Source organism: Allorhizocola rhizosphaerae (assembly GCF_003426775.1).
Lineage (GTDB): Bacteria > Actinomycetota > Actinomycetes > Mycobacteriales > Micromonosporaceae > Allorhizocola > Allorhizocola rhizosphaerae.
Window position 1 is genome coordinate 1 of the sequence record NZ_QJUG01000219.1, and the last position, 13,726, is coordinate 13,726.

General features: G+C 69.2%; 12 protein-coding genes and 2 pseudogenes. 3 read left to right on the top strand and 11 right to left on the bottom strand.

The features are described 5' to 3' along the window. Positions 1–312, top strand: a 312-nt coding sequence (locus DM816_RS33295) for a winged helix-turn-helix domain-containing protein (protein WP_162908089.1), incomplete at its 5' end; no start/stop codon positions are given. Here DM816_RS33295 and DM816_RS33300 read toward each other — a convergent pair. Further along, positions 299–1,363 carry a serine hydrolase domain-containing protein gene (locus DM816_RS33300; RefSeq protein WP_117214447.1) on the bottom strand — a complete coding sequence of 355 codons (1,065 nt, stop codon included), beginning with the start codon at positions 1,361–1,363 and terminating at the stop codon, positions 299–301. The two genes, DM816_RS33295 and DM816_RS33300, sit on opposite strands and share 14 nt — an antisense overlap. Continuing rightward, positions 1,363–2,871 carry a D-alanyl-D-alanine carboxypeptidase/D-alanyl-D-alanine endopeptidase gene (dacB, locus tag DM816_RS33305; RefSeq protein ID WP_117214448.1) on the bottom strand — a complete coding sequence of 503 codons (1,509 nt, stop codon included), beginning with the start codon at positions 2,869–2,871 and terminating at the stop codon, positions 1,363–1,365. The genes DM816_RS33300 and dacB overlap by 1 nt, the downstream gene beginning before the upstream one ends. 85 nt (positions 2,872–2,956) lie before the next feature. Between dacB and DM816_RS33310 the strand changes: the two genes are divergently transcribed. Then, positions 2,957–4,105 carry a sensor histidine kinase gene (locus tag DM816_RS33310; protein WP_211588961.1) on the top strand — a complete coding sequence of 383 codons (1,149 nt, stop codon included), beginning with the start codon at positions 2,957–2,959 and terminating at the stop codon, positions 4,103–4,105. On the opposite strand, the pseudogene DM816_RS46000 reads toward DM816_RS33310, so the two are convergent. Together DM816_RS46000 and DM816_RS33315 are read right to left on the bottom strand one after the other, a co-directional pair. Next, positions 4,076–4,305 (bottom strand): annotated as a pseudogene (locus DM816_RS46000) (IS982 family transposase); the annotation flags it as partial. The gene DM816_RS33310 and the pseudogene DM816_RS46000 sit on opposite strands and share 30 nt — an antisense overlap. Before the next feature lie 38 nt (positions 4,306–4,343). Beyond that, a complete protein-coding gene (locus DM816_RS33315; RefSeq protein ID WP_117214450.1) occupies positions 4,344–6,896 on the bottom strand; it encodes a SpoIIE family protein phosphatase in 2,553 nt (850 codons plus the stop codon). A gap of 150 nt (positions 6,897–7,046) precedes the next feature. On the opposite strand from DM816_RS33315, the gene DM816_RS33320 reads away from it, so the two are divergent. Continuing rightward, on the top strand, positions 7,047–7,373 hold the full coding sequence (locus DM816_RS33320; RefSeq protein WP_162908090.1) for an STAS domain-containing protein: 327 nt from the start codon (positions 7,047–7,049) through the stop codon (positions 7,371–7,373). Between the two features lie 41 nt (positions 7,374–7,414). Here DM816_RS33320 and DM816_RS33325 read toward each other — a convergent pair whose 3' ends face one another. From DM816_RS33325 to DM816_RS33355, 7 genes and pseudogenes are all read right to left on the bottom strand, one after another. Further along, complete coding sequence (locus DM816_RS33325; RefSeq protein ID WP_117214452.1) at positions 7,415–7,870, bottom strand: MaoC family dehydratase; 456 nt, start codon at positions 7,868–7,870, stop codon at positions 7,415–7,417. Between the two features lie 16 nt (positions 7,871–7,886). Next, on the bottom strand, positions 7,887–9,359 hold the full coding sequence (locus DM816_RS33330; RefSeq protein WP_117214453.1) for an acyl-CoA synthetase: 1,473 nt from the start codon (positions 9,357–9,359) through the stop codon (positions 7,887–7,889). After that, a complete protein-coding gene (locus DM816_RS33335) occupies positions 9,352–10,239 on the bottom strand; it encodes an amidohydrolase family protein (RefSeq protein ID WP_117214454.1) in 888 nt (295 codons plus the stop codon). Before DM816_RS33335 ends, DM816_RS33330 begins: the two co-directional genes overlap by 8 nt. Then, on the bottom strand, positions 10,236–11,144 hold the full coding sequence (locus DM816_RS33340; RefSeq protein ID WP_117214455.1) for an SDR family NAD(P)-dependent oxidoreductase: 909 nt from the start codon (positions 11,142–11,144) through the stop codon (positions 10,236–10,238). Before DM816_RS33340 ends, DM816_RS33335 begins: the two co-directional genes overlap by 4 nt. Positions 11,145–11,164: 20 nt before the next feature. Next, a complete protein-coding gene (locus tag DM816_RS33345) occupies positions 11,165–12,403 on the bottom strand; it encodes an ABC transporter substrate-binding protein (protein WP_117214456.1) in 1,239 nt (412 codons plus the stop codon). Beyond that, a complete protein-coding gene (locus DM816_RS33350; protein WP_211588962.1) occupies positions 12,345–13,433 on the bottom strand; it encodes a branched-chain amino acid ABC transporter permease in 1,089 nt (362 codons plus the stop codon). The genes DM816_RS33345 and DM816_RS33350 overlap by 59 nt, the downstream gene beginning before the upstream one ends. Then, positions 13,426–13,726: pseudogene (locus DM816_RS33355) on the bottom strand (branched-chain amino acid ABC transporter permease); the annotation flags it as partial. The pseudogene DM816_RS33355 and the gene DM816_RS33350, both read right to left, overlap by 8 nt.

Genomic DNA, 13,726 nt, shown 5'->3' on the forward strand with positions numbered 1-13,726 from the left:
CGGCACGGCCCGGCCCGGCCGCCCATCCTGCGCGCGGCCGATGTGACGCTCGACCCGGCGCGGCGCACCGTCGAGCGCGGCGGGCGGCTGCTCTCCCTGACGCCCAAGGAGTTCGGTGTGCTGGAGCAGCTGCTCGCCGCGGACGGGGCGGTCGTGAGCGCGGAGACGCTGCTGGAAAAGGTGTGGGACGAGCACGCCGACCCGTTCACCAACGCGGTCCGGATCACCGTGGGCACGCTGCGCCGCAAGCTCGGCGACCCGCCGCTGATCCAGACCGTGACCTCCGCGGGCTATCGCATCAGCCCGTCATGATGGTCCGCGCCTGCGAGACGATGGGCTCGATGGTGGTGTCGTAGTTGGACAGTACGATCGCGACACTGTCGCCGCGCGGGACGATGTCGAGGTTGTTGGCCCGTCCCGGGCCGCTCCCGGAGTGGCCGAAAACGCGGTGGCCGTTGAGGATCGCGTCCCGGAAGCCGTACCCGTAGAACTGGTTTCCCGGAACGGGCACCTTGGCGGCGCTGATCAGGTCGAGCAACGCCCGGCCGACCAGACGACCCGAGCGCAGCGCCCGCGCATAGGCCAGCAGATCCGACACCGTCGAATATGCGCCGCTGTCCGGCCCGCCCATGTAGAGGAACATCGGCGACGTGGTGAGGTCGACGCGCGACCCGTCGCGCTGCGTCCAATAGGGACGCGCGATGTCGTTGCGCGCCAGTACCTGCGGGCGCGTGTAGAAGTCGCTGCGGGTCATCCCGGCGGGCGCGAAGATGTGCTCCCGCACATAGTCGAAATAGGACTTTCCGCTGACGCCGGCCACGATCGCGCCGAGCACGAAGAAGCCGTCGTTGCTGTACTCGTAGCGCGTGCCCGGTGTGAACCGCAGCGGTGTGGCCCTGATGATGGCCATCATCCCGTCCCAGAACTCCTGCACCGAGTCCCACTCGGGCGATCCCGGCATGCCCGGCCCGACCGACGGCCTGCCCACACCCGACGTGTGCGTGAGCAACTGATGGATGGTCACGTCGGCCGGGACCCAGTCCACATAGGATGCGGCCGAGTGGTGAAACGCGAGCCTGCCCTGCTCAACCAATTGCGCGATGGCGAGCGCGGTGAAGGTCTTGGTGACCGACGCCAGGGTGAAGATGGTGTCCGCGCGATTGGGCAGGCCCGACTGCTTGTTGGCCATGCCGTAGGAGCGGGTCAGCACAGGACGGCCGTGGCGGGCCAGCAGCACGGTCCCGGAGAACAGATCCTGCGCCGCGCGCTCCTTGAGCAGCCGCTCAAGCCCGCCCCCGGAGTCGGAGTCGAAGTCTGCCAGCGGCACAGCGGCCATCATGCCGAGTAGAGAACGACGCTCCATCAGGATGCCTCCAGTCCCAGATATGCGGCCGTCGCGATCTCGCCCATCGCCTCGCCCGCGAGCGACGCGAGCTCCATCGGCAAGGCGGGCGGCGCGACCCGCTGGTTCATGAACGTGCCGAACGCCAGCCAACGCCCGTTGGGCTGGCGGATGTATCCCGCGAGCGCCTTGTGCAGCATCCCCTGCGGTCCCATCATCATGGCCGTTCCGGTTTTGGCGTGGACGTGTCCGGCCGCCGGCGAGCCGACCTGCACCTTGGCCAGGCTGCCGTCCCGGCCCATGATCGGCAGCGCCTGCCGGAATGGGGCGAAATAGGGCTCACGCTTGAGGTGCATGAGAAACTGTGTGAACAGCGTGGGCGTGTAGAGCCCTTCCGTCGCACCGGGCGGGTCGGGCTCGATTCCCGCGCGCCCGAACAGCTCCCGCCGGAAGGCATGGTAAGCCTCCTTCGGGTTGTCGTGCCCGGCACCGACGACGTGGGGCCACATGGCGGTGTGCACATTGGAGCTCACCTTCAGCATGACCTTCAATTGTTCCGGGAGCGGGGGTGACACATGCTCGGTGAGCGGGGTCCTCACACCAGGCTCCACCTCCTCGGAAAGAACCCGGATCCCGTTGTCTCGCAGTACTTCCGAGAACGCGACCGCCGCGAACCGCGCAGGCGCTGGGATGTAGTACGCCCGGAACAGGCTCTGCCCCAACGCGATCTCCCCGCTGAGCGCGCCATCCTCGGCCAGCACCAGCGGCCGTGCGGCAGGCCCCTCGACGGTCGTGACCTCGTTGCGGATCCGCACATAGCCGGTCTCGGGCGTCACCCGCAACACGGCCGGCGCACCGGCCCGCCGGCCGGGCTCGATCACGACGTCGATGACGTTGTCGTTCACCATCATCGGCGAGACGGTCACCATGACATTGCCGTTGGCGATGCTCTCGCGCGCCTCCCGGAACAGCGACGCGTCCACGACCACCCGCCCGTCGATCCGCCTGATTCCCCGGTCGGCGAGACGGCACGCCAGTTCGCGCAACGTGCCCAGCGGGTCGCCGCCCACCGGGCCTGCCCCGGGCACGGCTCCGTAGGTGTGGTCCGGATCGGGCAGGCGCAGCGTGCCGTCGCGCCGCACACGCCCACCCAGCAGCATGTCCCCACCGGCCACGAGCACCAGATCGCCGCGCAGCACGCCCTTGACCACCGGCCCGGTCCCGTAAATCGTTGTGCGGAAACGGCGGTCGGCCCCGAGCGCGTGGAACGCCGTGCCCGCGATGAACACCTTCATCGCCGACGCGGCCTGGAACTGCCGATCGGCGTCGAGTTGATACAGCGGCCCGTCCGGCCCTTGAATGCTTATCCCCCACTGCGAACCGGCGAACTCCGGCCGCTCGATGATTTCCCTGATCCGCGCGTCAAAACTGGGAGCGGCCCACGCCGCCTTCGGAAGCGCCGCCGCCAGCGGCACCGCGCCCAGCGCCGCGAGCACCGACCGCCGCGCCGGGAGAATGTTGTCAGCCATGCGTTCTGTGTAGCGGCGCGGGCCTATGGGCGGCCGATCGGGTACCCATAGGAAATCAATAACCTCCTGGTGGAAGAATTTTCCGATGGTACGGATGACAGCGCGCGGCCGCCTCGCGACCCTCTACACCGGGCTGGTCTTCGCGGCGGGGGTGGTGCTGATCGCGCTCACCTACTTCCTCGTGCGGCGCGGCATGCAACACCGGTTCGTGCTCTTCGGCCGCACGGCGAACGGCGAACCGCTGCCCACGCCGACCCCCGACCTCGCGGCGATCCGGTCCGCCGAGCGGCTGCGCGAGGACACCGTCACGCAGCTGCTCACCCAGTCGACGATCGCGCTGGCCGTGGTGACGGCGCTGGCCGCCGTGCTCGGCTGGCTCATCGCCGGGCGGCTGCTGCGCCCGATCCGCGCCATCTCGGCCACCGCCCAGCGCCTGTCCGCCGAAAACCTCGCCGAACGGGTGCCGGTCAACAAGCCCGACGACGAGCTGGCCGCGCTCGCGGGCACCATCAACGGCATGCTCGACCGGATCGAGTCGGGCATCGCCGACCGCGACCGGCTGCTGCAAAGCCAGCGCATGTTCGTCGCCAACGCCGCACACGAGCTGCGCACCCCGCTGGCCACGATGCGCACGGCCATCGATGTGACGCTGGACGGCACGCCCACCCGCGACGAGCTGCTCGCCATGGCGGCCGACGTCAACAACGCGGTGGTGCAGAGCCAGCGCACGCTCGACGGGCTGCTCGTGTTGGCGCGCAGCCAGGCGGGGCCGACCAAGCACGCCCCGCTCGATCTCGCCGACATCTTCGGCGCCGCACTGGTCGGGATTCAGGGCCTCACGCTTCACACCGACCTCAAGCCCGCGCCGATGCGCGGCGAGCCGGTCCTCATCGAGCGCATGGCCGGCAATCTGGTCGACAACGCCGTGCGCTACAACGAAACCGGCGGCACCATCACGGTCGCGACGGGCGTCACGGCCACGCAGGCCTTCGTGCGCATCACCAACACGGGCCAGCACATCGCCCCAGACGACGCCGCCCGCCTGTTCGAACCCTTCGTCCGTGCCGGCGCCTCCCGCCAGCGCGCCGACCGCAGCGGCACGGGCCTGGGCCTGTCCATCGTGCGCGCCATCGTCACCGCCCACGGCGGCACCGTCGCCTGCACCGCCCCCGACTCCGGCGGCCTCGACCTCACCGTCCACTTCGTACACGCGCAACCCCCGGAAGAACCGTGAGTGCGAGGCGCAGTAGCCATAGCCAGCCCAACCGGCGGCACCCGAGCGTTTCACAGCGGGCACCGACCGGCCGCACTCCACCGAAGTGCAATCCAATACCCAATGGTTGTCGAACCAGAAGTCGGTGTCACGGCCGGTATCCGGATGACGTGTTTGATCATCCGCCGCGCGGCGCACAGGCGCTTGTTGCAGCCGGCCTGCTTGCCGAGTGCAGTCCTGCCCACCGTTGTCGCGGCTGTCACTCTTCCTGTAGTAACAGGTCAATGGCGACGCGCGTGCCCGTGTCACCGCGGTTGATCGCGGTTCGGCTGGCCAACGACGCCACGATCCTCAGGCCGCGGCCGCGGTTTTCGAGGCCGCCCGAGCTACGCCACCGGCCGCGGTCGGTGACCTCGACGCGGATGCCGCGACGGGAGATGCGCACGACCCTCAGCTGCACGGGACCGCCGGCCCGGTCGTGGTAGGCGTGCTCGAACGCGTTGGCGAGCGCCTCGTTGCATGTCAGGACCAGCTTCTGCGTAGGGCCCGCCGCGAGCCCCTCTCGCCGCGCCCACTGCCGCAGCGCTTCTCTGGTGACGGCCAGCTCCGCGGGCGTGCCAAGGGTGATCCGGAGGTCTGTCGTATCGGTGACCGGCAGCGGTCCGTCGAGGCGGATGCAGGCCACGACGACGTCGTCGGCCAGCGGGTGACCGTCGGTCATGGCGGCGAGCAGGTGATCGCAGCATGCCTGGGGGTTGGCGATGGGCAGGTGCCGCGTCGCGGCCGCGAGCCTCTCCAGGCCGGTGGCGATGCTCTCGCGGCGGCGTTCGACGAGCCCGTCGGAATACCACACGACCATGGCGCCGTCCGGCACCGCCTGCTCGGCCTGGCGATGTGCACCCCCTATCGACCGCAACGGTTGTGAGCGACCGCCGTTGAGGTAGGTCGCGTTTTGCCCGGTCACCAGCAAAGGTGGTGGGTGGCCCGCGCAGGCATAGGTGAGCGTGCGCTCCGACGGGCTGTACTCGGCGTAACCGATGGTGCAGTGGTCGGCGCCGCGTATCGTCCCGGACAGCGTCTCCAGTTCGTCGAGCACCTCGGCCGGGCCGGCGCCGCTTTGCGCCACGGACCGCAGCGCTTGCTGCAAGCGGCTCATGGTGATCGCCGCTTCCAGGCCATGGCCGACAACGTCACCGACCGCGATGCCGACGCGGTTTCCGGGCGTCTCAAACAGGTCGTACCAGTCTCCGCCCACATGCCGGCCGCGCTCGGCCGGCCGGTAGCGGACCCCGGCGGCGACACCCGGCAGGCTGGGCGCGATGTCGGGCAGCAGCGAACGCTGCAAGCGGTGTGCCGCCTCGTGATCGGCCTCGTAGCGTTCCGCCCGCTCCAACGCTTGGCCCGCGAGCTCGGCCAGCGTGCGGGCGACGGAGGTCACCTCTTCGCTGATGGCGTGGTCCTGGCGGAACGCGAAGGCGAGGGCGCCTGGAACACGGTCGGCGACGTGCACCGGCACGACGAGAACGCTTCGGGTGCCGGTCCGGTCGTGGAGGGCCGCCACGGCCGGATAGCGCGCCTGGATGTCCGCCAATGATGGCAGTTCGATCGGCCGACCCGTGCGGACCACGTCCACGACGGGCAGTCGCTCCGGTCCCGAGATATCGATGATCGCATACTGCTGCATGACATCGGGCGACAGCCCGCTGGTGCCCCAGCTTCGCAACCGGTGACCGGATGCGTCCAGCATGGCCACGCCACCGTGATCAGCGATCGTGGCGACCCCGCGGTTCACGAGCACCTCTATGACCTGTTCGGAGGTGGCGGCCTTGGCGAGGCCGGCCGTGACCTTTTGCAGCGCCTGCAAGCGCAGCCTGGCGGCCACCTCCTCCCGGGATCGCGCCTGGGCCTGATCACGCTGCGCGACGGCGATGGCCAGGCACCACGAGCCGAGCATCACGCTGGCGATGTAGAGCTGCAGCGTCGCCGACTCCAGCCGTGGCTGGGCCGCGACGACAGCCCAGGGCCCGTTGCCGGACGCGCTTTGCAGGTTGGCCACGAACGCCATCAAGAAGCCCGCGGCCCCCACCATGCCGAGCTGACCACGGAAGCCCACCGCGAGCACCACAGGTACTGGCAAATAGATCAAGGGCAGGTCACGCGGCCAGAACCCGAGCGCGGTCAGCGCCACCGTGGCGGTCAGGATCAGAGCCGCCCAGCCGACCCGGTTCACGGACAGGCGGCGCTCGGATGATCCAAGCCCGACGATGGCCGCCCCCAGGGTGAGGACCGCCAATCCGTCTCCCGCCCAGAACTGGCCCCAGGCCGCCCACCATTCGACGCCCATCGCCAGCGCGCTTGTCGTGGCGCCGAGCAGACCACCCACCATGGGACCGATGCCGACCGCACAGCCGAGGAACGCGATGGCATCACGCGGGCGGGTCAGGTGCAGGCGGCCTGCCACGAACCGCCTCACCAGAATCGCGCCGATCAACGGCTCCACCACGTTGGTCGCCACGTAACCGGCGGCCACCAGCGGAGCCAGGCCTTGCCAGACGTCGACCACGAATTCGACGACACCGGCCGCACCCAGCACCCAAACCCAGTGGCGCCGGGTCGTAAGCAGCAGCGCGGCGACGGTCACCCCGGCGGGCGGGAAGAACACAGCACCGCTCGCAGAGGCGTTGAACAGCAACCAGGCACAGCCGGAACCCAACGCGTAGGCGGCGGCCACGACCGCAACGATGACCGGCGGACGCCACCCGGCTAAGCGTGCGCCGTCGAGCGCCCAGCGTCGGCCAATGGACGGACTCATGAGTTCACACGATGCCCTGGGGAGGCATTTGCAGGCAAGCGTCCAATGTGGGGCTTGATCCGCGCGCCGCCCGCAGGGTCCGGCAGGACGGACTGGGTGCGGCCCGCGGGAGGTGCGATACTACCGGCGGCAGGATGGAAGGAGACGTGCATGACGGTGAGCCACCGCAGGACCGTGGACGGCGCCACGTGCACCGTCGCCCTGATCGGGGAAATCGATATGACAAACGTCGATGACGCCCTGACCTGGATTCGCGAGACCGTCGACACCACCGGTTGCTCCCGCCTGGAGATCGATCTGGGAGAGCTGGATTTCATCGATTCCGCCGGCGTCCGGATGTTGATACAGGCCCGGGACTACGCCATGTCCCACGCGGCCGCCATGGCCGTGACCCAGCCCCAGGCCATGATCTACGACGTCTTGGAGCTGTGCGGGGTCGCGTCGGCGCTGGGTTTGGCGCCACGGTCCGAACCGTGAGACGACCCTGCCTCACCGCCACGTCGCGCAGGCGGCAGACTTCATGTGTAGTAGCGGTAAACGGCCTGTGCCACCGCCGCGGGTTTGGTGGCGTCACGCAGCTCGATGGTGAGGTCGACGGTCATTTGCACGCCATCGGGGATGTCCTCGACGGTGTCGACGCGGGCGCGCAGCCGGATCTGCCCGCCCGACGGCACGGGGGCGGGGAAGCGCACCCGATTGAGGCCGTAGTTGACGGCCATGCCGATGCCGTCGATGCGCAGCAGCTCCGTCCACAACGGAATGACGAGGGCCAGGGTGAGGTATCCATGCGCGATGGTGCCGCCGAACGGGCCGGTCTTGGCGCGCTCGGGGTCGACGTGTATCCACTGGTGGTCGCCGGTGGCCTCGGCGAAGGTGTCGATCTGCTGCTGGGTGATCTCGTGCCAGTCTCCCGCGCCGAGGTCGGCACCGGCGAGCTTGCGAAGGTCGTCGAGTCCATTCGCGACAGTGGGCATGTGTGCTCCAAACCGATCAGGTGAACCGTGCTCGCAGTTCCTTCTTGATGACTTTTCCCGATGTGGTACGCGGCAACGCATCGGTGAACACGACCGACTTCGGGATTTTGTACTTGGCTATCCGCCCGGCCAGGAATTCGAGCAGTTCCTCGACCGTGGCGTTCGCACCCTCGCGCAGCACCACGACCGCCCGGCCGACCTCGCCCCACGTCTCGTCCGGCACGCCGATCACACCGCACTCGGCCACCGCCGGATGCGCATAGAGCGCGTCCTCCACCTCGGCCGGATAGATGTTCTCACCACCGGAGATGATCAGATCCTTGGTACGGTCGCGAATCTCGATGTAGCCCTCGTCGTCGGCCACGCCGATGTCGCCCGTGCGCAGCCAACCGTCGGCAAACGCGGCCTCGGTGTCCTGCGGCCGCCGCCAGTACCCGGCCATCACGTTGGGCCCGCTGGCCAGGATCTCGCCGGGCTCCCCGGCCGCGACAGGACCGCGTTCGGCGTCGACCAGCTTGACGTCGGTGAAGAACGCCGCCGTGCCGGCCGAGCCCGCCTTGCGCAGGCTGTCGTCGCGGCGCAGGAACAGCACGCCCGGCGCGGCCTCGGTCAGCCCGTAGCCCTGCATGAAGGTCACCCCGCGCCGCTGATATGCCTCGATGACGGTGCGCGGCACCGGCGCACCGCCGCAGATGGCCGACCGCACCGAGGACAGGTCGGCCTGCGCCCACCCCGCCGCCCGGCTCATGGACAGGAACATCGTCGGCACCCCGAACAGGAACGTGACCCGATGCCGGGCGATGAGGTCCAGCGCCTGCTGCGGGTCGAACCTGGACACCAGCACCACCCGCCCGCCTTTGAGCAAGGTGGGCAGCACGGTCTGATTCAGCGCGGCGACATGGAACATGGGCGCCGCCACGAGGGTCACCTCTTCACCGGACAGGTCCACGTCCAGCAGCAGATTGAAGCTGTTCCACGTCACGTTGTCGTGGGTGAGCATGACCCCCTTGGGCCGCCCGGTCGTGCCGGACGTGTAGAGGATCATGCAGGTCTCGTCCGGGTGCACCGGCTGGTCCAAAACAGCCGGGGCCCCGGCAAACAGTGACTCGTCCGCCGGCACGGCCGCCGAAACCGGCAGCCCGTCCACTGTGGACGCGTGCTCGGGGTCGAACACCAGCACCCGCGTCCCGCTGTCGGACAGGATGTAGGCCAGTTCGGGCGCGGCCAGCCGCCAGTTGAGCGGCACGAACACGCCACCCAGCTGACCCGTGGCGAACAGCGTCTCCAAGAACGCGGGATGATTTGGGCCCAGATATGCTACCCGATCGCCGTGCCGCACACCCAGCCCACCCAGCGCACCGGCCAGCCGGCTCGCGCGCTCGTGCAGCTGCCCGTATGTCCACTCACGACCGCCGTACACGACCGCGACACGCCCCGGTGACATCCGCGCCCGGCGCGCCGTCCACGAGCCCACGCCCTCGTTAAGCATGGCCGCCGGACCCTCGCAGGCCGAGCAGCCGGGCCGCGTTTTCCTTGAGTATCAACGGCCGCACCTCCGGCTTGAGGTCGAGCGCGGCGAAGTCGGCCAGCCACCGCTGCGGCGTGAGCAACGGAAAGTCCGATCCGAACAGCACCTTGTCCCGCAACAGCGTATTGGCATAGCGCACCAACTGCGGCGGGAAGTACTTCGGCGACCACCCCGACAGGTCGATGTGGACCAGCGGCTTGTGTAAAGCGACCGCCAAAGCCTCGTCCTGCCAAGGGAAAGACGGGTGCGCGATGATAATCCGCAGATCGGGGAAGTCGGCCGCCACGTCGTCGAGCGCCATCGGGTTGGCATAGGCCAAACGAATCCCAGCCCCGCCGCGCAGTCCCGCACCTATCCCGGTCTGTCCACTGTGGAACAGCGCAACCATCCCGAGCTCCTGCAGCGCCTCATACAGCGGGTATGCCATGCGATCGTTGGGGTGAAACGCCTGCAGGCTGGGATGGAACTTGAACCCGCGCACGCCGTGCTCCGACACGAGCCTTCGCGCCTGCCGCACCGCCGCAGCCGCGCGCCACGGGTCGACACTGCCGAACGGGATCAGCACGTCAGGGTGCTCGGCGCACGCCTGTGCGACCTCGTCGCTGCGCACCGGCGGGTGGCCGGTCGCCGACTCCGCATCGACCGTGAAAACCACTGCGGCCATGCGATTTTCTCGATAGTAGGCGGCGATGCTCGCGATCGTCGGCATGCGCTCACCGCCCTCCACCCGGAAGTGGCGGGCCGACCCCGACATCAGATGCTCGGGCAGCGAGGGATGCCCGTCCGCGGAGACCTCGGCGTGCACATGCACGTCGATGGCCGTGAGCTCGTCGACGTTCATGCCGCGGGCGCCTGTGGCGGCGCGATCCCGACCGGCTGGACATGAGCCGCAAGCGCGGGCCAGGCCACGGCAATCCCGTCGGCCTCCCAACCCCCATCCTGGTATGCCACTGCCACCTCGGCTGGATGCGTCCACACCGCGAGCTTGTCCCCGCCAACACCGATCGCCTGCCCGGTGATCCCGTCCGACGACGCGGAGGCAAGAAACACCACCAGCCCGGCCGCGTCCTCGGGCGCGCCGAACCCCTCGCCCGCGCGCAGCCATCGCGGCAACGGCGCACCGTCGCGCTGCCATGCCGTCACGTACGGCTCGAACGCCGGGATGGTCGCCGTCATCGCGGTCGCGGCGACCGGGATGACCGCATTGACCGAGATCCCGGCGCGGGCGCATTCCATCGACCACGTGCGCACCATGCCCACGATGGCCGCCTTGGCCGCCGAGTAGTTGGTCTGGCCCGGGTTTCCGCGCTGCCCGGCGGGCGAGCCGACCGCGATGATGCGACCGCCGTCACCCTGCTCGCGCATGCGTTGCACGGCGGCCCGCACGCACGTGAACGTCCCTCGCAAGTGGACGGTGACGACCTCGTCGAACTCCTCGTCGGACATCTTCCACAGGATGCGGTCGCGCAGGATGCCCGCGTTGGTCACGAGCACATCGAGCCGGCCGAACTCGGCCACGGCCCGGTCGACCAGCCGCTGCGCCACCTCGGACGGCCCCACGGCGCCCGGCTCGGCCACGGCCGAGCCACCGGCGGCGACCAGCTCATCGGCCGCCTCCTTGGCCGCGCCCGGGTCGGCGTCGTTGACCACGACGCGGGCGCCCGCGGCCGCCAGCGCCTTCGCATACGCCTGGCCCAAACCCCGGCCCGCACCTGTCACGATGGCCACACGGCCGCTGAGATCCACGATGGTTCCTCCTTCAACGCTCACGGCTGGTAACTCTTGGCGGGTTCCGCCTCCACCGGCCCGCCGATGGCCTTGAGCCCGCCCGGGACCCCGGCGTCGACCTGACAGATGTAGACGGCGCGCGACGGCGGCTGCCCGGCCTTGGTGTAGTCGAGCGTGCCGGCGACCAGGCCGCCCGTGTCCACTCCGGACGTTGCGTGCAACGCGTTCAGGAGGCCCTGTCGGGTCAGATCCTTGCTGTCACATGCCTTTTGCAGGATCTGGCTCATCACCCGCGCCTGCACGTAACCGAATAGGGAGCCGACCTGTGTCGGTACAGCATCGGGATATTCTTTGGAAAATGCCTCCTGCAACTGTCTGGCCGCAGGCGCGTCCGATGCGGGCGGTGCCATGCTCGAAACCACGTAAAGATTTTCGCGCAGCGCGGGCCCCGCCGGGCCGCTCAGCAACTGGGGTGTGAAGCCGGGCCCGTTGGCCACGATGGGCACCGCCAGACCGACCGATTTGGACACTCCCGCCACCGACGCGGTCTGGGTCGGCCCGGCCGACACCAGGATCGCGCTCACCGCGGCGTTGCGCAGCGCTGCCACCTGGGCCGACAGGTCGGAGTCTGACGCCTTTATCTTGTGGCCGACGATCGTGAGCTGGTTGCGCCCGGTCAGATATTGACTGCCCTTGAAGGCGTTCTCGCCGAAGTCTCCCTCGAAGTAGACGTGCCCGACTTTGTCCCCCGCCTTGATTTTGTTGGTACGCAGGAGGAAATCCAGGCCCGCGATGGCCTCGATGTCATAGGTGGTGCCGAGCACCTGAATGTGTTCGTCGGCAAGAACCGACGCCGACCAGCCGCCGAACCCCGCGAACATGTTGTCCTGCCCGATGGCGGGCCGCAGCGCGCTCATCACCGGCGAGCCGAGGATGGTCTGCATGCCCAGCACGTCTCCCGCGATCTCGCGGTAGACCGACACCGCCTTCTGCGGGTCGTAGCCGTGGTCCTTCACCACGACCTCGACCTTGCGGCCGCAGACACCGCCCGCGGCGTTGTGCTGCTTCCAGAACAGTTGGGTGCCCTGCACGATGCTCTTGCTGAGCGAGGCGAAGACGGCGGTGAGGTCCACGAGACTGCCCAGCTTGATGGTCGTGTCGGTGACCCCGGGGCCGGTCTTGACCCCGCCCGCGCTCTGATTGTTTGACGTTGCCTTGTTACACCCGCTCACCGCCAGGCACAGCGCGGCGGTCACGGCCACCAGCATTCGTTTCATGGGACGGCTCCTTGGCTTTAGGGGTGGTGGTGCGGAAGAGCTGGGCGAGCCCGCCGGGTGCGAACAGCAGCACCGCGATGACGGCGCCGCCGTAGAGCAGCCGCGCCGCCTCGGCCGCGCCCACACCGGACTCACCGGGCTGGGCGAGGAACCCGAGCGTTGCGCTGTAGTGGCTCAGGATCGGGGGCAGGGCCGTGACGAGCAACGCGCCCGCGACGGCGCCCGCGATCGAACCCAGCCCGCCGATGATGATCATCACGAGGAAGTCGATGGACATGAGAAACCCGAAGCTGTCGGGCACGATCCGGCCGAACGCCAGCGCCAGCAGCACACCGGACAGCCCGGCATAGGCCGACGAGACGGTGAACACGGCCGCCTTGTAGCGGCGCACATCCACGCCCATGACGGCCGCGGCCACCTCGCTGTCGCGGACTCCGGTCAGCGCGCGGCCGGGCCGGCTCGCGCGCAGATTGCGCCCATACCAGTAGGACAGCGCGACGAGCGCCAACCCCAGATACCACAACCGTTCCAGCGCGCCGTAGGGCACGTTGAGCACGACGAGCTCCGGATCGCTTGCGGTGAAAGAAAACCCGAACAGGTCAAACGGAGCCACGTCGCGCCCGTTGAACCCGCCCGTGATCGCCGTCGCGTTGTAGGCGACGTGCTGGCCGAGGAACACCAGCCCGAGCGAGGCCAGACCGAGATAGATGCCGCGAAGCCGCCCCGCGATTGGGCTGAACATTGCTCCGGCCAGACCCGCGAGTGCGACGCCGCCGACCGCCGCGGCAGGCGACGCAACGCCCGCTGCGGCCAAGCAGGCGTATCCGTAGGCGCCCACGCCCACGAAGAACGCGTGCGCCAGCGACAGCTGCCCGGCCACGCCGACCAGCAGGGTGAGCCCGATCGCGCCGATCGCCGCGGCCATCGCGAAAAGCGCGGTCTGCAACCAGAAACTGGTCAGCGTGAGCGGAGCGGCCAAGGCCAGGAGCAACGCGGCCAGGCCAAGCGTCACGCGCATCGGCCTAGACACGCGTGGCCTCCTTGCCGCCGAACAGACCCGACGGCCGGGCCAGCAAAACCAACAGCATCACCAGGTACGGCGCGACCGAGCCGAATCCGCGCCCGAGAAACGCCAACTGGTCCTGATATCCGGCCGCGAACGTCACGGTCAGCCCGACCGCGAGGCCGCCCACGAGCGCACCCGTGGTGGAGTCGAGCCCGCCCAAAACGGCGGCCGGGACGGCGGCGCCGAGCGCGTGCTGGCCCACCGATCCGGAGATGCCCGGCGACGGGAACGCGGTGAAGAACAGCCCGGCGACGGCG

Coding starts and splice junctions, on each gene's coding strand:
- DM816_RS33300 (WP_117214447.1), bottom strand. CDS start 1,363: ATGGAGCGTCGTTCTCTACTCGGCATGATGGCCGCTGTGCCGCTGGCA.
- dacB (WP_117214448.1), bottom strand. CDS start 2,871: ATGGCTGACAACATTCTCCCGGCGCGGCGGTCGGTGCTCGCGGCGCTG.
- DM816_RS33310 (WP_211588961.1), top strand. CDS start 2,957: ATGGTACGGATGACAGCGCGCGGCCGCCTCGCGACCCTCTACACCGGG.
- DM816_RS33315 (WP_117214450.1), bottom strand. CDS start 6,896: ATGAGTCCGTCCATTGGCCGACGCTGGGCGCTCGACGGCGCACGCTTA.
- DM816_RS33320 (WP_162908090.1), top strand. CDS start 7,047: ATGACGGTGAGCCACCGCAGGACCGTGGACGGCGCCACGTGCACCGTC.
- DM816_RS33325 (WP_117214452.1), bottom strand. CDS start 7,870: ATGCCCACTGTCGCGAATGGACTCGACGACCTTCGCAAGCTCGCCGGT.
- DM816_RS33330 (WP_117214453.1), bottom strand. CDS start 9,359: ATGCTTAACGAGGGCGTGGGCTCGTGGACGGCGCGCCGGGCGCGGATG.
- DM816_RS33335 (WP_117214454.1), bottom strand. CDS start 10,239: ATGAACGTCGACGAGCTCACGGCCATCGACGTGCATGTGCACGCCGAG.
- DM816_RS33345 (WP_117214456.1), bottom strand. CDS start 12,403: ATGAAACGAATGCTGGTGGCCGTGACCGCCGCGCTGTGCCTGGCGGTG.